The organism is Bacillus badius NBRC 15713, assembly GCF_001591605.1.
Classification (GTDB): Bacteria; Bacillota; Bacilli; order Bacillales; family Domibacillaceae; genus Pseudobacillus; species Pseudobacillus badius.
The window spans coordinates 21,257-41,657 of the sequence record NZ_BCVF01000026.1 but is presented as its reverse complement, the minus strand read 5'-3'; the positions used below and the strand labels follow the sequence as shown (position 1 = coordinate 41,657).

At 44.2% G+C, this 20,401-nt stretch carries 23 protein-coding genes and 1 other annotated feature (1 of these 24 only partly in view); all 23 genes read left to right on the top strand.

The features are described from left to right. Nucleotides 1-67 (top strand) — a sequence feature (ribosomal protein L10 leader region); it begins 81 nt to the left of the window's first position. Between the two features lie 68 nt (nt 68-135). Further along, nucleotides 136-636, top strand: a complete 501-nt coding sequence (gene rplJ / locus BBA02S_RS13380) for a 50S ribosomal protein L10 (RefSeq protein WP_041101805.1) — start codon at nt 136-138, stop codon at nt 634-636. Nucleotides 637-703: 67 nt separating this feature from the next. Then, entirely contained in the window at nt 704-1,069 is a 366-nt protein-coding gene (gene rplL / locus BBA02S_RS13375) for a 50S ribosomal protein L7/L12 (protein ID WP_041101803.1), read from the top strand. 194 nt (nt 1,070-1,263) lie between these two features. Next, complete coding sequence (locus BBA02S_RS13370) at nt 1,264-1,866, top strand: class I SAM-dependent methyltransferase (RefSeq protein ID WP_041101801.1); 603 nt, start codon at nt 1,264-1,266, stop codon at nt 1,864-1,866. A 248-nt stretch (nt 1,867-2,114) separates the two neighbouring features. Further along, nucleotides 2,115-5,669: a DNA-directed RNA polymerase subunit beta gene (rpoB, locus tag BBA02S_RS13365; protein WP_041101799.1), complete on the top strand. Its 3,555-nt coding sequence runs from the start codon at nt 2,115-2,117 to the stop codon at nt 5,667-5,669. A 107-nt stretch (nt 5,670-5,776) separates the two neighbouring features. Continuing rightward, the gene (gene rpoC / locus BBA02S_RS13360) at nt 5,777-9,370 is read left to right on the top strand and encodes a DNA-directed RNA polymerase subunit beta' (RefSeq protein ID WP_041101797.1); all 3,594 of its coding nucleotides are present in this window, start codon (nt 5,777-5,779) and stop codon (nt 9,368-9,370) included. Nucleotides 9,371-9,544: 174 nt separating this feature from the next. Next, nucleotides 9,545-9,796, top strand: coding sequence for a 50S ribosomal protein L7ae-like protein (locus BBA02S_RS13355; protein ID WP_041101795.1), 252 nt, complete (start codon nt 9,545-9,547; stop codon nt 9,794-9,796). A 93-nt stretch (nt 9,797-9,889) separates the two neighbouring features. Further along, entirely contained in the window at nt 9,890-10,312 is a 423-nt protein-coding gene (gene rpsL / locus BBA02S_RS13350; RefSeq protein WP_041101793.1) for a 30S ribosomal protein S12, read from the top strand. A gap of 45 nt (nt 10,313-10,357) precedes the next feature. Beyond that, entirely contained in the window at nt 10,358-10,828 is a 471-nt protein-coding gene (gene rpsG / locus BBA02S_RS13345) for a 30S ribosomal protein S7 (RefSeq protein WP_041101791.1), read from the top strand. Between the two features lie 46 nt (nt 10,829-10,874). Further along, entirely contained in the window at nt 10,875-12,953 is a 2,079-nt protein-coding gene (gene fusA, locus BBA02S_RS13340; RefSeq protein ID WP_041101789.1) for an elongation factor G, read from the top strand. A gap of 129 nt (nt 12,954-13,082) precedes the next feature. Beyond that, nucleotides 13,083-14,270 carry an elongation factor Tu gene (gene tuf, locus BBA02S_RS13335; RefSeq protein WP_041101787.1) on the top strand — a complete coding sequence of 396 codons (1,188 nt, stop codon included), beginning with the start codon at nt 13,083-13,085 and terminating at the stop codon, nt 14,268-14,270. Between the two features lie 291 nt (nt 14,271-14,561). Beyond that, the gene (gene rpsJ / locus BBA02S_RS13330; RefSeq protein ID WP_019394071.1) at nt 14,562-14,870 is read left to right on the top strand and encodes a 30S ribosomal protein S10; all 309 of its coding nucleotides are present in this window, start codon (nt 14,562-14,564) and stop codon (nt 14,868-14,870) included. A 37-nt stretch (nt 14,871-14,907) separates the two neighbouring features. After that, on the top strand, nt 14,908-15,534 hold the full coding sequence (gene rplC, locus BBA02S_RS13325; RefSeq protein WP_041101784.1) for a 50S ribosomal protein L3: 627 nt from the start codon (nt 14,908-14,910) through the stop codon (nt 15,532-15,534). A 30-nt stretch (nt 15,535-15,564) separates the two neighbouring features. After that, entirely contained in the window at nt 15,565-16,188 is a 624-nt protein-coding gene (gene rplD / locus BBA02S_RS13320) for a 50S ribosomal protein L4 (protein ID WP_041101782.1), read from the top strand. Beyond that, a complete protein-coding gene (rplW, locus tag BBA02S_RS13315) occupies nt 16,188-16,472 on the top strand; it encodes a 50S ribosomal protein L23 (protein ID WP_041101779.1) in 285 nt (94 codons plus the stop codon). Before rplD ends, rplW begins: the two co-directional genes overlap by 1 nt. A gap of 31 nt (nt 16,473-16,503) precedes the next feature. Then, complete coding sequence (rplB, locus tag BBA02S_RS13310; protein WP_041101777.1) at nt 16,504-17,334, top strand: 50S ribosomal protein L2; 831 nt, start codon at nt 16,504-16,506, stop codon at nt 17,332-17,334. 60 nt (nt 17,335-17,394) lie between these two features. Continuing rightward, entirely contained in the window at nt 17,395-17,673 is a 279-nt protein-coding gene (gene rpsS, locus BBA02S_RS13305; protein WP_041101775.1) for a 30S ribosomal protein S19, read from the top strand. Between the two features lie 18 nt (nt 17,674-17,691). Further along, the gene (gene rplV / locus BBA02S_RS13300) at nt 17,692-18,033 is read left to right on the top strand and encodes a 50S ribosomal protein L22 (protein WP_041101773.1); all 342 of its coding nucleotides are present in this window, start codon (nt 17,692-17,694) and stop codon (nt 18,031-18,033) included. Nucleotides 18,034-18,036: 3 nt separating this feature from the next. Further along, nucleotides 18,037-18,693 carry a 30S ribosomal protein S3 gene (gene rpsC / locus BBA02S_RS13295; RefSeq protein WP_041101770.1) on the top strand — a complete coding sequence of 219 codons (657 nt, stop codon included), beginning with the start codon at nt 18,037-18,039 and terminating at the stop codon, nt 18,691-18,693. 2 nt (nt 18,694-18,695) lie between these two features. Next, nucleotides 18,696-19,130 carry a 50S ribosomal protein L16 gene (rplP, locus tag BBA02S_RS13290; RefSeq protein ID WP_041101768.1) on the top strand — a complete coding sequence of 145 codons (435 nt, stop codon included), beginning with the start codon at nt 18,696-18,698 and terminating at the stop codon, nt 19,128-19,130. Next, nucleotides 19,120-19,323, top strand: coding sequence for a 50S ribosomal protein L29 (rpmC, locus tag BBA02S_RS13285; RefSeq protein ID WP_041101766.1), 204 nt, complete (start codon nt 19,120-19,122; stop codon nt 19,321-19,323). The genes rplP and rpmC overlap by 11 nt, the downstream gene beginning before the upstream one ends. Before the next feature lie 19 nt (nt 19,324-19,342). Then, nucleotides 19,343-19,606, top strand: a complete 264-nt coding sequence (rpsQ, locus tag BBA02S_RS13280) for a 30S ribosomal protein S17 (protein WP_041101764.1) — start codon at nt 19,343-19,345, stop codon at nt 19,604-19,606. A 47-nt stretch (nt 19,607-19,653) separates the two neighbouring features. Continuing rightward, entirely contained in the window at nt 19,654-20,022 is a 369-nt protein-coding gene (gene rplN, locus BBA02S_RS13275) for a 50S ribosomal protein L14 (protein ID WP_041101762.1), read from the top strand. 46 nt (nt 20,023-20,068) lie between these two features. Beyond that, nucleotides 20,069-20,380 (top strand): 50S ribosomal protein L24, encoded by a 312-nt coding sequence (gene rplX, locus BBA02S_RS13270; protein ID WP_041101761.1) that lies wholly within the window; start codon nt 20,069-20,071, stop codon nt 20,378-20,380. The last annotated feature ends 21 nt before the right edge of the window (nt 20,381-20,401 follow it).

Below are 20,401 nucleotides of genomic sequence, written 5' to 3'. Positions count from 1 at the left end.
AGCTGTATGCTGTGCTTTTCGTAACCTCCACGTCTATCGGACATGTGGAGGTTTTTTACTTTCATCTAAGGTATGAATGGGCAAGCAAAGCAGCAAACCATTTGTTTGCTGAGAAATCTACAGGAGGTGTAAAAGATGAGCAGTGTAATTGAGCAAAAGAAACAGTTAGTAAGCGATATTGCTGATAAATTCAAAGGCAGTGCATCTACAGTTATCGTAGACTACCGCGGATTAACAGTAAGCCAAGTAACTGAACTTCGTAAACAGCTTCGTGAAGCTGGCGTTGAATTTAAAGTATACAAAAATACTTTAACTCGCCGTGCGGCTGAAGCTGCTGAGATTTCTGGCCTAGAAGAATTCTTAACTGGCCCGAATGCGATTGCATTCAGTGCAGAAGATGTAATTGCACCAGCAAAAATTCTTAACAGCTTCGCGAAAGAAAACGAAGCGTTAGAAATCAAAGCAGGTGTATTAGAAGGAAACGTTGTAACGGTAGAAGAAGTGAAAGCTCTTGCTGAACTTCCATCCCGCGAAGGCCTTCTTTCTATGCTACTCAGCGTGTTGCAAGCTCCTATGCGCAACTTCGCTCTTGCAGCAAAAGCTGTTGCCGATCAAAAAGAAGAACAAGGCGCGTAAGCTGATTTTTTCAGAAGCCGCGTAAACGAATAAAAACAGAAAGCAAACATAAGGAGGAAACTTTAAAATGACTAAAGAACAAATCATTGATGCGATTAAAGAAATGTCCGTTCTTGAATTGAACGACCTAGTAAAAGCTATTGAAGAAGAATTTGGTGTAACTGCAGCTGCTCCAGTAGCAGTAGCAGGCGGAGCTGCTGGCGGAGACGCTGCAGCTGAAAAAACTGAGTTTGACGTTGTGCTTACTGATGCAGGCGCTCAAAAAATCAAAGTTATTAAAGTTGTTCGTGAAGTCACAGGTCTTGGACTTAAAGAAGCAAAAGAACTTGTTGACAACACTCCGAAACCAGTTAAAGAAGGAGCTTCTAAAGAAGAAGCTGAAGAAATCAAAGCTAAACTTGAAGAAGTTGGCGCTGGCGTAGAAGTTAAGTAATTAAGCACGGATGATGACAAAGCCCGCTGGATCCAGCGGGCTTTTATTTGTGAGCAGGCACTAATCCCTCAAGGTCATTTGCCGGTCCGGCTGTATGACCGAAACATGCTTTTTCCTCTTCGTGTCTTATATTTGCCGGAGTTAACAAGGCACTTCCGCTTTTTCTAATAAATTATCAGAATGGAGGGACACGCATGACCAACCATTATTTTTCTCAAACACCTGATAGCGAGAGTGAGCCAAGGTTTTGGGAGTATTCTTTAAAAGGCCGAAAATTCCGCTTCAAAACAGATGCGGGGGTTTTTTCAAAAAAAGAAGTGGACTTCGGTTCGCGTCTCTTGATTGAAACATTCAAGCTTCCTGAAACGGAAGGTCCTATTCTTGATGCCGGCTGCGGGTACGGGCCGATTGGTCTTTCTATTGCCCATGCTTTTCCTGATCGAATCGTTCACATGATTGATGTGAATCAGCGGGCTCTTTCTTTAGCGAAAGACAATGCGGGCCTTAACCAGATTCAGAATGTGAAGATTTATGAGAGTGACCGTCTGGAAGGGGTGGAAGAGCGCGGTTTTGCTGCTGTCCTAACGAATCCGCCGATTCGGGCAGGGAAGAAGGTCGTCTTTGACTTTTTTTATCAAAGCTACGAAAGGCTGGCTGCGGGCGGAACGTTATGGGTTGTTATTCAAAAGAAGCAAGGCGCGCCTTCTGCTGTGAAAGAAATCGAATCGCTGTTTGGAAATGTGGAGCTGGTAGACCGCTCAAAGGGATATTATATTATCAAGGCGGAAAAGCGTTGACTCGCAAATAGCTCTATGTTATTATTGTAAAATGCCAGAATAATAATTGTGACCATTTTTGCTATAAATTCTTTTAGGTTGTATAATTATTGGTTGAAATGGCTACGATGCTAAAATAATAGTTCATCACGCGTAAAATGAGGTTTTCTTTGAAAAAACCTTTTTCTTTTTGTCTTACAGCAAGGCTGGCTGCCCTGCTATAAGAAGTATATAGGCAACTAAAACGCTTGATTTGAGGGGTGAATCAGTTGGTAGGTCAACTAGTTCAGTACGGACGACACCGCCAGCGCAGAAGCTATGCGCGCATTAGTGAAGTTTTAGAATTACCAAATCTCATTGAAATTCAAACATCCTCCTATCAGTGGTTTCTTGATGAGGGCTTGAGAGAAATGTTTCAGGATATTTCTCCTATTGAAGATTTTACTGGTAATCTTGCATTGGAATTTATCGATTACAGTCTCGGAGAACCGAAATATCCGGTGGATGAGTCTAAGGAGCGCGATGTAACTTATTCTGCTCCGCTTCGAGTCAAAGTCCGTCTTTTAAATAAAGAGACTGGAGAAGTGAAGGATCAGGAAGTATTCATGGGCGACTTCCCGCTTATGACTGAAACAGGAACATTTATTATCAATGGAGCAGAGCGCGTTATCGTCTCCCAGCTTGTTCGTTCTCCAAGTGTTTACTACAGCGGAAAAATGGACAAAAACGGAAAGCGCGGTTTTACTGCTACCGTTATTCCGAACCGCGGGGCTTGGCTGGAATATGAAACAGATGCAAAGGATATTGTATATGTTCGTATCGACCGCACACGCAAATTGCCAGTGACTGTATTGCTGCGTGCTCTCGGGTTTGGCTCTGATCAAGAAATCATTGACCTTATAGGTGATAACGAGTACATCCGCAATACTCTGGAAAAAGACAATACGGAAAGCACCGAAAAAGCACTTATTGAAATTTATGAGCGCTTGCGTCCGGGCGAGCCCCCGACAGTCGAAAATGCCAAGAGCTTGCTGATTTCCCGTTTCTTTGATCCAAAGCGCTATGATCTAGCGAGTGTTGGGCGCTACAAAATGAACAAAAAGCTCCACACGAAAAATCGCTTGTTTGGACAGCGCTTGGCTGAAACTTTAGCAGATCCGGAAACTGGTGAAATCATTGCGGAAAAAGGCACACTTCTTGACCGCCGTGCACTCGATAAGATTATACCGAATCTGGAAAATGGTGTCGGCTTTAAGGTTTATCGCCAATCCGGCGGGGTAGTGGAAGAGGATATCGTTGTCCAATCCATTAAGATTTATGCCCCTAACAGTGAAGATGAAAAAGTGATTAATATCATCGGGAATGGTTTCCCTGATGTGAATGTCAAACATATTACACCAGCTGATATCATTTCATCCATCGGCTATTTCTTTAACCTGCTGTATGGTGTGGGCGACACAGATGATATTGACCATCTTGGTAACCGCCGTCTTCGCTCTGTCGGCGAATTGCTCCAAAATCAATTCCGTATCGGATTGTCCCGTATGGAGCGTGTTGTTCGCGAACGGATGTCCATTCAGGATACGAATACGATCACACCGCAGCAATTGATTAACATCCGTCCGGTGATTGCTTCAATCAAGGAGTTCTTTGGAAGCTCCCAGCTTTCACAGTTCATGGATCAGACGAACCCGCTGGCTGAATTGACGCATAAGCGCCGTCTGTCGGCCCTTGGACCTGGTGGATTAACGAGGGAGCGCGCCGGCTTTGAAGTCCGTGACGTTCACTATTCCCACTATGGCCGCATGTGTCCAATTGAGACGCCGGAGGGACCAAACATCGGGCTGATCAACTCACTTTCCACTTATGCGAAGGTGAACCGTTTCGGCTTTATTGAAACACCTTACCGGAAAGTAGATCCTGATACTGGCCGGGTAACCGACCGGATCGACTACTTAACAGCGGATGAAGAGGATAACTACGTAGTCGCTCAAGCGAACGTTCGTCTGAATGAAGACGGTTCGTTTGCCGACGAAGAAGTAGTAGCCCGCTTCCGAAGCGAGAACACCGTCGTCAAACGTGAGCGTGTGGATTACATGGACGTTTCTCCGAAGCAGGTTGTATCGGCTGCGACAGCATGTATCCCGTTCTTGGAAAACGATGACTCCAACCGTGCATTGATGGGTGCGAACATGCAGCGGCAAGCTGTGCCTTTGATGCAGCCAGAAGCGCCAATTGTCGGTACTGGAATGGAATACGTTTCAGGAAAAGACTCTGGAGCTGCTGTCATTTGTAAACGAGCTGGAATTGTTGAGCACGTAGAGGCTAGAGAGATCTGGGTCCGCCGCGTAGAAGAGGTGGATGGAAAAGAAATCAAAGGGGACCTTGATAAGTACCGTCTCCTGAAATTCATCCGCTCTAACCAAGGTACATGTTACAACCAGCGTCCGATTGTCAGCGTAGGTGACCGTGTGACAAAAGGAGAAATTCTTGCGGACGGTCCATCCATGGAGAAAGGTGAACTTGCCTTGGGCCGAAATGTTATGGTCGGCTTTATGACATGGGATGGTTACAACTATGAAGATGCCATCATCATGAGTGAAAGACTTGTGAAAGATGATGTTTATACATCGATTCATATTGAAGAATATGAATCAGAATCACGCGATACAAAGCTTGGACCGGAAGAAATCACCCGCGATATTCCAAACGTCGGAGAGGATGCGCTTCGCAACCTTGATGAACGCGGAATTATCCGCATCGGAGCCGAGGTAAAAGACGGCGATCTTCTCGTCGGAAAAGTAACGCCAAAAGGTGTCACAGAGCTGACCGCAGAAGAACGGCTTTTGCATGCGATCTTCGGGGAAAAAGCGCGTGAAGTGCGCGATACATCCTTGCGTGTGCCGCACGGCGGGGGCGGAATCGTCCTTGATGTGAAGGTATTTAACCGTGAAGATGGCGATGAATTGCCGCCGGGCGTAAATCAGCTTGTTCGCGTATACATTGTTCAAAAACGTAAAATCTCTGAAGGAGACAAAATGGCCGGACGCCACGGAAACAAAGGGGTTATCTCCCGGATCTTGCCGGAAGAAGACATGCCTTACCTTCCGGATGGCACACCGATCGACATTATGTTAAACCCATTAGGGGTACCTTCACGGATGAACATCGGACAGGTAATGGAGCTCCATTTAGGTATGGCAGCCCGCTATTTAGGAATGCATGTAGCAACCCCTGTATTCGATGGAGCAACGGAAGACGATGTATGGGAAACAATTGAAGAATCCGGCATGTCCCGTGATGCGAAAACCGTTCTTTATGACGGCCGCAGCGGAGAGCCGTTCGATAATCGTGTATCTGTCGGTATCATGTATATGATCAAACTTGCTCACATGGTTGACGATAAACTTCATGCCCGTTCAACAGGACCTTACTCTCTTGTTACCCAGCAGCCGCTTGGAGGAAAAGCTCAATTCGGCGGTCAGCGTTTCGGAGAGATGGAGGTATGGGCGCTTGAAGCTTATGGTGCTGCTTATACACTTCAAGAAATTCTTACTGTCAAATCCGATGATATTGTTGGTCGTGTGAAGACATATGAAGCGATTGTCAAAGGTGAAAATGTTCCAGAGCCAGGCGTTCCGGAATCATTTAAAGTCTTGATCAAAGAGCTTCAAAGTTTAGGAATGGACGTTAAGATTATGTCCGGCGACGATCAGGAAATTGAAATGCGGGATTTGGAGGACGAGGATGACATTCAGCAGGCGGATACATTAAACATCGCTCCTGAAGAAAACCTGTCCGAAAAAGTAAGTTCAACGGATTAATTTATTAGCAGGCCGGGGAATTTCATCAGCTTTCTCCGGCTGTCTTTCATAGATAGCAGTTTAAGCATACTCGTTAGAACCTGTAGACTGAAAGGGAGGTAGGCCCCTTGCTAGATGTAAACAATTTTGAATACATGAAAATCGGTCTGGCATCACCGGATAAGATTAGATCTTGGTCATACGGTGAAGTGAAAAAACCGGAAACGATTAACTATCGTACATTAAAACCAGAAAAAGACGGATTGTTTTGTGAGCGTATTTTCGGACCTACGAAAGACTGGGAATGTCATTGTGGGAAGTATAAGAGAGTACGCTACAAAGGCGTTGTCTGTGACCGCTGCGGCGTGGAAGTGACAAAAGCGAAAGTCCGCCGCGAACGCATGGGCCACATTGAATTGGCAGCCCCTGTTTCGCACATCTGGTATTTTAAAGGCATTCCAAGCCGTATGGGACTTGTGCTCGACATGTCTCCGCGTGCTCTAGAAGAAGTGATTTACTTTGCTTCTTACGTTGTTACTGAAGCTGGAGATACAGCGCTTGAAAAGAAACAGCTTCTCTCTGAGAAAGAATACCGTGCATATCGCGAAAAATACGGCAACAAGTTCCAAGCGTCAATGGGTGCCGAAGCGATTAAAAAACTTCTTCAGGACATCGATCTTGAAAAAGAAGTAGACTTTTTGAAAGAAGAGTTAAAAAGTGCACAGGGCCAGCGCCGTACAAGAGCAATCAAGCGCCTGGAAGTCATTGAAGCATTCCGTCATTCCGGAAATCACCCGAGCTGGATGATTCTCGACGTGCTTCCTGTTATTCCGCCGGAACTGCGTCCGATGGTACAGCTTGATGGCGGCCGGTTCGCAACTTCTGATTTGAACGATTTATACCGCCGGGTGATTAACCGGAACAACCGCTTAAAGCGCCTGCTGGACCTTGGAGCTCCAAGCATTATCGTTCAAAACGAAAAACGGATGCTTCAAGAAGCGGTAGATGCCTTAATCGATAATGGCCGCCGCGGCCGTCCGGTGACAGGACCAGGTAACCGTCCATTAAAATCACTTTCACATATGCTGAAAGGAAAACAAGGCCGTTTCCGCCAAAACTTGTTAGGAAAGCGTGTTGACTATTCCGGCCGTTCCGTTATCGTTGTAGGACCGAACTTGAAAATGTATCAGTGCGGCCTTCCGAAAGAGATGGCATTGGAATTGTTCAAGCCGTTCGTTATGAAGGAATTGGTTGAAAAAGGTCTTGCTCATAATATTAAAAGCGCAAAACGCAAAATTGAACGCGTACAGCCGGAAGTATGGGACGTGCTTGAAGAGGTCATTAAAGAGCACCCTGTTCTTCTAAACCGGGCACCAACTCTTCACCGCCTAGGTATTCAGGCATTTGAACCTACGCTGGTAGAAGGGCGTGCGATCCGTCTTCATCCGCTCGTTTGTACAGCGTACAATGCGGACTTTGACGGTGACCAGATGGCTGTCCACGTACCGTTGTCAGCAGAAGCGCAGGCTGAGGCCCGGATGCTGATGCTGGCGGCTCAAAATATCTTGAACCCGAAAGATGGTAAACCGGTTGTTACGCCGTCTCAGGACATGGTATTAGGTAACTATTATTTGACGCTTGAGCGCGAAGACGCAATCGGCGAAGGCATGATTTTTAAAGATGTAGATGAAGCGTTAATTGCCTATCAAAATGGTTATGTACATCTTCATACACGAGTAGCAGTCGCTGCTTCTGCTTTAAATAATCAAACATTTACCGAAGAGCAAAACAAAAAGCTGTTAATTACTACAGTCGGAAAGATGATTTTCAATGAGATTCTTCCGGATACCTTCCCATACATCAATGAGCCGACAAACACGAACCTGGTCGTGAAAACACCAGAAAAGTATTTTGTCGAGCCGACAGAAAATGTTAAAGAACATATCCAAAAACAAGAGCTGATTGCTCCGTTTAAGAAGAAAATTCTTGGAAACATCATTGCGGAAGTATTCAAGCGTTTCAAAATTACCGAAACGTCCAAGATGCTTGACCGCATGAAAGACTTAGGATTTAAACATTCGACAAAAGCCGGTATTACAGTAGGTGTCGCCGACATCGTAGTATTGGGTGAGAAAGAACAAATCCTTAAAGAAGCACAAGCAAAAGTGGATAACGTCCTGAAGCAGTTCAGACGCGGTTTAATCACTGAGGAAGAACGCTATGATCGCGTAATTTCTGTCTGGAGTGCAGCGAAAGATACGATCCAAGGCAAATTGATGGCTTCATTAGATAAGCGCAACCCAATCTTCATGATGAGTGACTCAGGTGCCCGTGGTAACGCATCTAACTTTACTCAGCTTGCAGGTATGCGCGGTCTCATGGCCAACCCGGCTGGCCGGATTATTGAACTTCCGATCAAGTCAAGTTTCCGTGAAGGCTTAACCGTATTGGAATACTTTATCTCCACACATGGAGCGCGTAAAGGTCTGGCGGATACAGCTCTTAAAACAGCTGACTCGGGTTACTTAACTCGCCGTCTCGTTGACGTGGCGCAGGATGTTATTGTTCGTGAAGATGATTGTGGAACAGACCGCGGTTTGCTCATTCGTTCCATTAAAGAAGGCACGGAGATTATTGAACCATTAGAAGAGCGTCTCGTTGGCCGTTATGCAAGAAGAACGATTGCTCATCCTGAAACAGGGGAAATAATCGCGCGGGAAAACGATCTGATTGATGAGGATATGGCTAGTGTCATCGTCAATGCGGGCATTGAGGAAGTGTGGATTCGATCTGCCTTCACTTGTAATACCCGCCACGGCGTATGTAAAAAATGTTACGGCCGCAACCTGGCGACCGGTCAACAAGTGGAAGTCGGCGAAGCAGTCGGCATCATCGCTGCTCAATCCATCGGTGAGCCTGGTACGCAGTTAACAATGCGTACGTTCCATACAGGCGGGGTAGCCGGGGACGATATTACCCAAGGTTTGCCGCGTATTCAGGAATTGTTCGAAGCGCGTAACCCGAAAGGTCAAGCGGTTATCTCCGAAATTGATGGTGTGGTTACAGCCATTAATGAAGGCCGCGACCGCCAGCAAGAGATCGTTGTCCAAAGCGATGTAGAAAGCCGCACATATACGGCTCCTTACACAGCTCGCTTGAAAGTAGCTGTCAATGATCAAGTTACCCGCGGCCAAGAGCTGACGGAAGGTTCTATCGATCCGAAAGAATACTTGAAGATCACCGATGTGGCTTCTGTTCAAGAATACTTGCTGCGCGAAGTACAGAAAGTATACCGGATGCAAGGGGTAGAAATCGGCGATAAGCATATTGAAGTTATGGTTCGGCAGATGCTTCGCAAAGTGCGCGTAATTGATGCGGGTGAAACCGATGTGCTGCCAGGAAGCCTGCTTGAAATCCATCAATTCAGAGATGCCAATGAGCAAGCATTGCTTGAAGGTAAATTGCCGGCAACAGGAAGACCTGTTCTTCTCGGTATTACAAAAGCATCCTTGGAGACAGATTCATTCTTGTCTGCGGCGTCCTTCCAGGAAACAACTCGTGTCCTGACAGATGCAGCTATCAAGGGCAAGCGCGATGAATTGTTAGGATTGAAAGAAAACGTGATTATCGGAAAACTTGTTCCAGCTGGAACAGGTATGCAGCGGTACCGCAATTCAGAGCCGATCTTAGCGGCACCTGAAGAGTCTGTTACAGTAGAATGATAACGCACGCTAAATGAGGGGGGAGCGATCCTCTTCTCTTTAGCTGATTATTGGCCGGAGCCTGCTTCTTTGGCTCCGGCATAATAATTTATTTTCACAGTTGACATTTAAAAACATGAGTGATAATATAATCAAGGTGCTCCTATGAACCTTGTTACTTTGGAGGATGTTCACATGTCTTATGATAAAGTAGCGAAGGCGCAACACTTAGCGATAGGAACAAAACAAACAGTAAGAGCTCTTGAGAGAGATCAAGCTCAGCAAGTAATGATCGCTGCTGATGCCAGCCCCTTTTTGCGAAAAAAGGTGGAAGATCTGGCGAAACAAAAAGCAGTGCCGTTTACTTATGTGGATTCTATGCTGAAATTAGGAAAAGCATGCGGGATTGATGTCAAGGCAGCTGCTGTTGCTATTATTAATGAATAATGTTTTTGCATGAAAGTGCAAAGACTTTGTTTTTAATTAAAAATGGTCCACCTGGATGTGTGGGCTTAAGAAAAAGGAAGGGAGGATTTATATATGCCTACTATTAACCAGTTAGTGCGTAAACCTCGTAAATCAAAAATTTCTAAATCCAAATCACCAGCACTTAATAAAGGCTATAACAGCTTCAAAAAAGCGCAAACGGATATTAATTCACCACAAAAACGCGGAGTTTGTACTCGTGTTGGTACAATGACTCCTAAAAAGCCTAACTCAGCTTTGCGTAAATATGCACGTGTTCGCTTGAGCAACGGCATTGAAGTGAATGCTTATATTCCTGGTATTGGACACAACCTTCAAGAGCACAGCGTTGTGCTGATTCGCGGAGGAAGAGTAAAGGATTTACCAGGGGTTCGTTACCACATTGTCCGCGGTGCGCTTGATACTGCCGGCGTAGAAACTCGTCGTCAAGGCCGTTCTAAATACGGAATGAAGCGTCCGAAAGAAGCTAAAAAATAAAAACATTAACTATACTAAAGGAATTACATGAAAGGAGGATTTTACATGCCACGTAAAGGTCCTGTAGCGAAGAGAGATGTACTGCCAGATCCAATGTACAACTCCAAATTAGTTACTCGTCTCATCAACAAAATGATGATCGACGGTAAAAGAGGTAAATCACAAGCTATTCTTTACGCATCATTCGATCTTATCCGTGAACGTACGGGCAAAGATCCAATGGAAGTATTTGATCAAGCAATTAAAAACATCATGCCAGTATTAGAGGTTAGAGCACGCCGTGTAGGTGGTGCAAACTACCAAGTACCAGTTGAGGTTCGTCCTGAGCGCCGTACAACTCTTGGTCTTCGCTGGTTAGTTAACTATTCTCGTCTTCGCGGTGAGAAAACAATGGAAGAGCGCCTTGCAGGCGAGATCCTTGATGCAGCTAACAACACTGGTGCTTCAGTTAAGAAGCGCGAAGATACTCACAAAATGGCAGAAGCAAACAAAGCATTTGCTCACTACCGCTGGTAAGATTACTTTTAAAATCATCTTAACTTAAGGAAGGAGAAAGACATACATGGCAAGAGAGTTCTCCTTAGAAAACACTCGGAATATCGGCATCATGGCTCACATCGATGCCGGTAAAACGACGACTACCGAGCGTATTCTCTACTATACAGGCCGTATCCATAAAATTGGTGAGACTCACGAAGGTGCGTCTCAAATGGACTGGATGGAGCAAGAACAAGAGCGCGGTATCACAATCACTTCTGCTGCGACAACTGCTCAGTGGAAAGGCCATCGTGTAAACATCATCGACACACCAGGACACGTAGACTTCACTGTTGAGGTTGAACGTTCCCTTCGTGTACTTGATGGTGCAGTAACTGTACTTGATGCCCAATCCGGAGTTGAGCCGCAAACAGAAACAGTTTGGCGCCAAGCAACTACATATGGCGTTCCGCGTATCGTATTTGTTAACAAAATGGATAAGATCGGTGCAGACTTCCTTTATTCTGTCGGCACAATCAATGACCGTTTGATGGCAAATGCACATCCAATTCAACTTCCGATCGGTGCCGAAGATGAATTCCGCGGCATTATCGACCTAGTTGAAATGAAAGCAACTTTCTACGGAAACGACCTTGGAACTGAAATCGAAACAGGGGATATCCCTGAAGATATGCAAGACCAAGCAGAAGAGTACCGTGAAAAGTTAATCGAAGCGATTGCTGAATTCGATGAAGAAATCATGGAAAAATACCTTGGCGGCGAAGAAGTAACAATTCCAGAAATCAAAGCCGCTATCCGTAAAGGTACAATCAACGTTGAGTTCTTCCCTGTACTTTGTGGAACAGCATTCAAAAACAAAGGTGTTCAATTAATGTTGGATGCAGTTATCGACTATCTTCCAGCTCCAACAGATGTACCAAACATTAAAGGTACTCTGCCAGACAGCGATGAAGAAGTTACTCGTCCTTCATCAGACGATGCACCATTCTCAGCTCTTGCATTTAAAGTTATGACTGACCCTTATGTAGGTAAGTTAACATTCTTCCGTGTGTACTCTGGTATTTTAAATTCAGGTTCATACGTACAAAACTCTACAAAAGGCAAGCGTGAGCGTGTCGGTCGTATCCTGCAAATGCATGCGAACTCCCGTGAAGAAATCTCTGAAGTGCATGCAGGCGATATCGCTGCAGCAGTTGGTTTGAAAGATACAGCTACTGGGGACACTCTTTGTGATGAGAAGCATCTCGTTATTTTAGAGTCTATGGAATTCCCAGAGCCGGTTATCTCTTTATCAGTTGAGCCGAAATCAAAAGGCGACCAAGATAAAATGACAACTGCTCTGCAAAAACTTCAAGAGGAAGATCCTACTTTCCGCGCAGAAACAAACCCTGAAACAGGGCAAGTTGTTATCTCTGGTATGGGTGAGCTTCACTTGGATATCATCGTAGACCGTATGCGTCGCGAATTTAAAGTAGAAGCAAACGTGGGTGCTCCACAAGTAGCTTACCGCGAAACTTTCCGTTCTTCTGCACAAGTAGAAGGTAAGTTTGCCCGCCAATCCGGTGGACGCGGACAATATGGTCACGTTTGGATCGAATTCACACCTAATGAAGAAGGCGCTGGTTTCGAATTTGAAAACGGCATCGTTGGTGGGGTTGTTCCGCGTGAATACATTCCGGCTGTTCAAGCTGGTCTTGAAGATGCATTGCAAAACGGTGTACTTGCCGGCTATCAATTGATCGACATTAAAGCAAGACTGTTTGACGGTTCTTACCATGATGTTGACTCCAGTGAGATGGCGTTTAAAATTGCTGCATCTATGGCATTGAAAAATGCGGCTTCTAAATGTAATCCGGTTCTTCTTGAGCCAATGATGAAAGTAGAAGTTGTTATTCCTGATGAATACCTTGGAGATATCATGGGCGACATCACTTCCCGCCGCGGACGCGTGGAAGGTATGGAAGCTCGCGGTAACGCTCAAGTAGTAAAAGCGTTCGTTCCACTTTCTGAAATGTTCGGTTATGCTACTTCCCTGCGTTCTAATACACAAGGTCGCGGAACTTATTCTATGCACTTTGACCACTACGAAGAAGTGCCGAAATCAGTTTCTGAAGAAATCATCAAGAAAAATAAAGGTGAATAATTGATTTATACTCTTTAATGAAGTATAAATACAATGTAAGCTTTGGTATCTTTGAAGACGGAATTAAGTTCCGCCTTCAAAGTCCCTATATAAATTAATTAATTTGACAATTCAAAGGAGGATTTCCTAATGGCTAAGGAAAAATTCGACCGTTCCAAAACACATGCGAATATCGGTACAATTGGTCACGTTGACCATGGTAAAACAACTTTAACAGCAGCAATCACAACTGTTCTTGCTAAAAAAGGCGGAAGTGAAGCACGTGGTTACGACCAAATCGACAACGCTCCAGAAGAGCGCGAGCGCGGTATCACAATCAACACTTCTCACGTTGAATATGAAACTGACAAACGTCACTATGCACACGTTGACTGCCCAGGACATGCTGACTACGTTAAAAACATGATCACTGGAGCTGCTCAAATGGACGGCGGTATCCTAGTAGTATCTGCTGCTGACGGCCCAATGCCACAAACTCGTGAGCACATCCTTCTTTCTCGTAACGTAGGTGTACCTTACCTAGTTGTATTCTTAAACAAATGCGACATGGTAGACGACGAAGAGCTTCTTGAGCTTGTTGAAATGGAAGTTCGTGACCTTCTTTCTGAGTACGATTTCCCTGGAGATGACGTACCAGTAATCAAAGGTTCTGCTCTTAAAGCTCTTGAAGGCGAAGCACAATGGGAAGAAAAAATCATCGAGCTTATGGACGCTGTTGATGAGTACGTTCCAACTCCAGAGCGCGACACTGACAAACCATTCATGATGCCTGTTGAGGACGTATTCTCAATCACTGGCCGTGGTACAGTTGCAACTGGCCGTGTAGAGCGTGGACAAGTTAAAGTCGGTGACGAAGTTGAAATCATCGGTTTAGCTGAAGAAGCTAAGAAAACAACTGTAACAGGTGTAGAAATGTTCCGTAAGCTTCTTGACTATGCAGAAGCTGGCGACAACATCGGTGCTCTTCTTCGTGGTGTAGCACGTGAAGACATCCAACGTGGACAAGTACTTGCTAAGCCAGGTTCAATCACTCCACACACTAAATTCAAAGCTGAAGTTTATGTATTGTCTAAAGAAGAGGGTGGACGTCACACTCCATTCTTCACTAACTACCGTCCTCAGTTCTACTTCCGTACAACTGATGTAACTGGTGTAGTTAATCTTCCTGAAGGCGTAGAAATGGTTATGCCTGGAGACAACATCGAAATGAACGTAGAACTTATCTCTCCAATCGCGATCGAAGAAGGAACTCGTTTCTCTATTCGTGAAGGTGGACGTACTGTAGGTTCAGGCGTTGTATCTACAATCGAAAAATAATAACAGCTTGAAGAAAGCAGGCGGTTTTTCCGCCTGCTTTTTTATTTGCTTCTTTCTGCTATTGATATACAGAGACAATGCGTGTATAATAGTAAAGGTGTGCTAGAGAAGAAATATAGTAAATATAGTTGCACACATCGAAAACTTCGTGTATAATCAATAACGTTGGTTTTTGACAGCGATGATGCAGAAGGTTGCTGACACACCCGGCCGCTTTGCCATGGCGAGTGTCGTCAGGATATTTCTGCGGAGAATGTCTATTAGCAAATAGGCGGAAAAGGAGGGAAAATAATGGCAAAAGAAAAAATTCGTATTCGTTTGAAGGCATATGACCACAGAATTTTAGATCAATCAGCAGAAAAGATCGTTGAAACAGCAAAACGTTCTGGTGCTAACGTATCGGGTCCGATCCCGTTGCCAACAGAAAAATCTGTTTACACAATCTTACGTGCGGTTCATAAGTACAAAGATTCTCGTGAGCAATTCGAGATGCGTACACATAAACGTTTAATCGACATCGTGAATCCAACACCACAAACTGTTGATTCATTAATGCGTTTAGACCTGCCATCAGGCGTTGACATTGAAATTAAACTTTAATTACTATAAAAAATTATTAATTCAGGAGGTGTGACTCATGACCAAAGGAATCTTAGGAAGAAAAATCGGTATGACTCAAGTATTTGCTGAAAACGGTGAACTAATTCCAGTTACTGTGATCGAAGCAGCTGCAAACGTTGTACTGCAAAAGAAAACGATCGAAGGCGATGGCTATGAAGCTATTCAGTTAGGTTTTGATGACAAGCGTGAAAAGCTTGCAAACAAACCAGCTAAAGGTCACGTTGCAAAAGCTAACACTGCACCTAAGCGCTTCATTCGTGAGTTCCGTAACTTCGGTGAAGAAGTAGAGGTTGGTCAAGAGGTTAAAGTAGATATTTTCGCTGAAGGAGATATCATCGACGTAACAGGAGTATCAAAAGGTAAAGGTTTCCAAGGTGCAATCAAACGCCACGGACAAAGCCGCGGACCTATGTCCCACGGTTCCCGTTACCACCGTCGCCCAGGTTCTATGGGACCAGTTGCTCCTAACCGCGTATTCAAAAACAAATTGCTTCCAGGCCGTATGGGTGGCGAACAAATCACTATCCAAAACCTGCAAGTAGTGAAAGTTGACGCAGAGCGCAACGTAATTTTGGTTAAAGGAAATGTTCCTGGACCGAAAAAATCCCTAGTGAAAATTCAAAGTGCGGTAAAAGTAAAATAATCAACTTTTTCTAGAAAGGAGGAAACAAGAATGCCGAAAGTTACATTATTAAACCAAAACGGAGCTGAAGTTGGTGAAATCGAACTGAACGATTCCGTTTTCGGTATTGAACCTAATCAACATGTTTTATTCGAAGCAGTAATGATGCAACGCGCATCTTTACGCCAAGGAACAAGCAAAGTAAAAAATCGTTCTGAAGTACGTGGCGGCGGCCGCAAACCGTGGCGTCAAAAAGGTACTGGACGTGCTCGTCAAGGATCTATTCGTTCTCCACAATGGCGCGGAGGCGGAACAGTATTCGGACCTGTTCCACGCAGCTACAGCTACAAATTACCGAAAAAAGTTCGTCGCTTAGCGATTAAATCTGCCCTTTCTTCTAAAGTTGCAGAGCAAAACATCATTGTTTTGGAAGCTCTATCTTTCGATGCTCCAAAAACAAAAGAATTCGCAAGCGTATTGAAAAATCTTTCTGTGAACAGCAAAGCGCTAATCGTAACAGAAGCTTTAAATGAAAATGTTGCATTGTCTGCACGCAACATCCCAGGCGTGACAGTAGTAGATGCAAACGGCGTTAGTGTTTTAGATGTTCTTGGACACGAAAAACTAATCATCACTAAAGCAGCTGTTGAAAAAGTAGAGGAGGTGCTTGCATAATGGATGCTCGCGATATCATTAAGCGCCCCGTCATTACAGAACATTCAACTGAAATTATGGCTGATAAAAAATATACGTTTGAAGTTGATGTGAAAGCTAACAAAACTCAAGTTAAAGATGCGATTGAAGAAATCTTTGGCGTGAAAGTAGCAAAAGTAAACATCATGAACTACAAAGGTAAGTTCAAGCGTATGGGTCGTTATGCAGGTTATACAAACAAACGCCGTAAAGCGGTTGTTACATTAACTCAAGACAGCAAAGAAATCGAACTATTTGAAGTTTAATTCAACAATATAAGAAGAGGAGGGAAATGACATGGCGATTAAAAAGTATAAACCAACTACCAACGGCCGTCGTAACATGACGTCACTTGATTTTGCAGAGCTTACAACTGATAAGCCGGAAAAATCGTTGTTGGCGCCTCTTAAAAAGAAAGGCGGCCGTAACAACCAAGGTAGAACTACTGTTCGTCATCAAGGTGGCGGCCATAAGCGTCAATACCGTATTATCGACTTCAAACGCGATAAAGATGGTATACCTGGACGCGTTGCCACAATCGAGTATGATCCAAACCGCTCAGCAAACATTGCGTTAATCAACTATGTTGACGGTGAAAAACGCTACATTCTAGCACCTAAGAACTTAAAAGTCGGAATGGAAGTTATGTCCGGACCGGAAGCAGATATCAAAGTAGGTAATGCTCTTCCTTTAGTTAACATTCCTGTAGGTACAGTTGTTCACAACATCGAATTAAAGCCTGGCAAAGGCGGACAATTGGTGCGTTCAGCTGGTACATCTGCACAAGTGTTAGGTAAAGAAGGAAAATACGTTCTTGTTCGTTTGAACTCTGGTGAAGTTCGCATGATCCTTGCTACTTGCCGTGCAACTGTCGGCCAAGTGGGCAACGAGCAGCACGAACTTGTAAACATCGGTAAAGCAGGTCGTTCTCGCTGGTTAGGCAAGAAGCCAACTGTACGTGGATCTGTAATGAACCCGAATGACCATCCACACGGTGGTGGTGAAGGACGTTCTCCAATCGGACGTAAATCACCAGTTACACCATGGGGCAAACCAACTCTTGGTTACAAAACTCGTAAGAAGAAAAACAAAAGCGACAAGTTTATCGTACGTCGTCGTAAAAAATAACGTAATTGCACTACGGTTCCTTTCGCGAACCGTAGACCAATTGCGAAGGGAGGTACCAAAATGGGCCGTAGCTTGAAAAAAGGACCTTTTGTTGATGATCATCTATTCAATAAAATTGAAAAATTAAATGAAGCTGATAAGAAACAAGTGGTAAAAACTTGGTCTCGCCGTTCAACAATCTTCCCTGCTTTTATCGGTCACACAATCGCTGTATACGATGGCCGTAAGCATGTTCCTGTTTATGTAACAGAAGATATGGTAGGACACAAACTTGGCGAGTTTGCGCCAACGCGCACGTATAAAGGTCACGCTAGTGACGATAAAAAAACAAGACGCTAATGAGAGGAGGGTATCCCAATGGAAGCAAAAGCTGTTGTAAGAACAGTTCGTATTGCTCCTCGTAAAGCACGTTTAGTGATTGATCTGATTCGAGGAAAGCAAGTAGGGGAAGCGGTAGCTATTTTGCGTCATACACCAAAAGCTGCATCTCCGGTCGTTGAAAAATTACTTAACTCTGCGATTGCTAACGCAGAACATAACTATGACATGGACATTAACAACCTTGTTGTTAAACAAGCATTTGTTGACGAGGGTCCGACTTTAAAACGTTTCCGTCCACGTGCAATGGGACGCGCAAGCGCAATTAATAAACGTACAAGCCACATCACAATCGTGGTATCAGAAAAGAAGGAGGGATAATTCGTGGGTCAAAAAGTACATCCTAATGGTTTACGTGTCGGTATCATCCGTGACTGGGATTCAAAATGGTATGCAGAGAAAGATTACGCAAACCTTTTGCATGAAGATCTTAAAGTTCGTGAATATATCGAAAACCGCTTAAAAGATGCTTCTGTATCTCGAATTGAAATTGAGCGTGCTGCTAACCGCATCAACATTACTGTTCATACAGCTAAGCCTGGTATGGTTATCGGTAAAGGTGGATCTGAGGTTGAAGCACTTCGCAAGTCTTTAAATCAACTAACAGGCAAACGAGTTCATATTAACATCGTTGAGATTAAAAGAGCTGATTTAGATGCTAAGCTTGTAGCTGAAAACATCGCTCGCCAATTAGAAAACCGTGTATCTTTCCGTCGTGCGCAAAAGCAAGCGATCCAACGCACAATCCGCGCTGGTGCAAAAGGAATCAAAACACAAGTTTCTGGACGTCTTGGCGGCGCTGATATCGCTCGTGCTGAACATTACAGTGAAGGAACAGTTCCACTTCATACACTTCGTGCGGACATTGACTATGCGCATGTTGAAGCTGACACTACTTATGGTAAGCTTGGCGTGAAAGTATGGATTTATCGTGGAGAGGTTCTTCCTACGAAGAAGAAGTCTGAGGAAGGAGGAAAATAATCATGTTATTGCCTAAACGCGTAAAATACCGTCGTGTACACCGTGGAAAAATGCGCGGTCAAGCAAAAGGCGGTACAGAAGTAGCATTTGGCGAATATGGTCTTCAAGCTATTGAAGCTTCATGGATCACAAACCGTCAAATCGAAGCTGCCCGTATTGCGATGACTCGTTACATGAAACGTGGCGGTAAAGTATGGATCAAAATTTTCCCACACAAGCCTTACACTGCAAAACCTCTTGAAGTTCGGATGGGTTCCGGTAAAGGTGCTCCTGAAGGATGGGTCGCTGTAGTAAAACCAGGGAAAATCATGTTTGAAATTGCTGGTGTATCTGAAGAGGTAGCTCGTGAAGCACTTCGTCTGGCATCACACAAGCTGCCAGTTAAATGTAAAATTGTAAAACGAGAAGAAATTGGTGGTGAATCAAATGAAGGCTAATGAGATTATTGAATTAACCACTGCCGAAATTGAGCAAAAACTTAAGTCTTTAAAAGAAGAGCTCTTTAATCTTCGTTTCCAATTAGCGACTGGTCAACTTGAAAACACTGCTCGCATCCGTGAAGTACGCAAAGCGATCGCTCGTATGAAAACTGTTATTCGTCAAAGAGAGATCGATGTTAACAATCGATAATTGAGAGGAGGTTTGCACAATGAGTGAACGTAACCAACGTAAAGTTTATACTGGACGTGTTGTGTCTGACAAAATGGACAAAACTGTGACTGTTCTCGTAGAAACTTACAAAAAGCACTCACTTTACGGCAAACGCGTTAAGTACTCTAAAAAATTCAAAGCTCATGATGAGCTGAATGAAGCAAAAATCGGTGATGTTGTCCGCATCATGGAAACTCGCCCATTATCTGCTACGAAACGCTTCCGTTTAGTTGAAGTTGTAGAAAAAGCAGTTATTATCTAATTCATTATTGTTCGGATAGAAAGTGAATCCGAAGGGAGGTAACATAAATGATCCAACAAGAATCTCGTTTAAAAGTAGCTGACAACTCAGGAGCTCGTGAAGTGTTAACGATCAAAGTTCTTGGTGGCTCTGGCCGTAAAACTGCAAATGTCGGAGACATCATCGTCTGCACGGTGAAACAAGCAACACCAGGCGGCGTTGTCAAGAAGGGTGACGTAGTAAAAGCTGTTATCGTACGTACAAAACGTGGAATGCGCCGTAACGATGGATCTTATATCCGTTTCGATGAAAATGCGTGCGTAATCATTAAAGATGACAAGAGCCCTCGTGGAACTCGTATCTTTGGCCCGGTTGCACGTGAATTGCGTGACAGCAACTTTATGAAAATTGTTTCTCTTGCTCCGGAAGTAATCTAAATGAAAGCAATTTTATCAACTTGGCCATTCAAGGAGGTGCGATGAAATGAATGTTAAAAAAGGCGATAAAGTAATGGTCATCACGGGCAAAGACAAAGGAAAAACAGGCATCGTGCTTGCAGCTTTTCCTAAAAAAGACCGTGTGCTTGTAGAAGGCATTAATATCGTGAAGAAGCATGCGAAACCTTCACAAGTAAATCCGCAAGGCGGAATTATTAGCCAGGAGGCACCTATTCACGTTTCTAACGTTATGCTTTTAGACCCGAAAACAAACGAGCCTACTCGCGTAGGATTCAAAGTGGTTGACGGCAAAAAAGTACGTGTAGCAAAAAAATCTGGTGAAACTTTAGATAAATAATAAGTCTGTTAATGAAGGGAG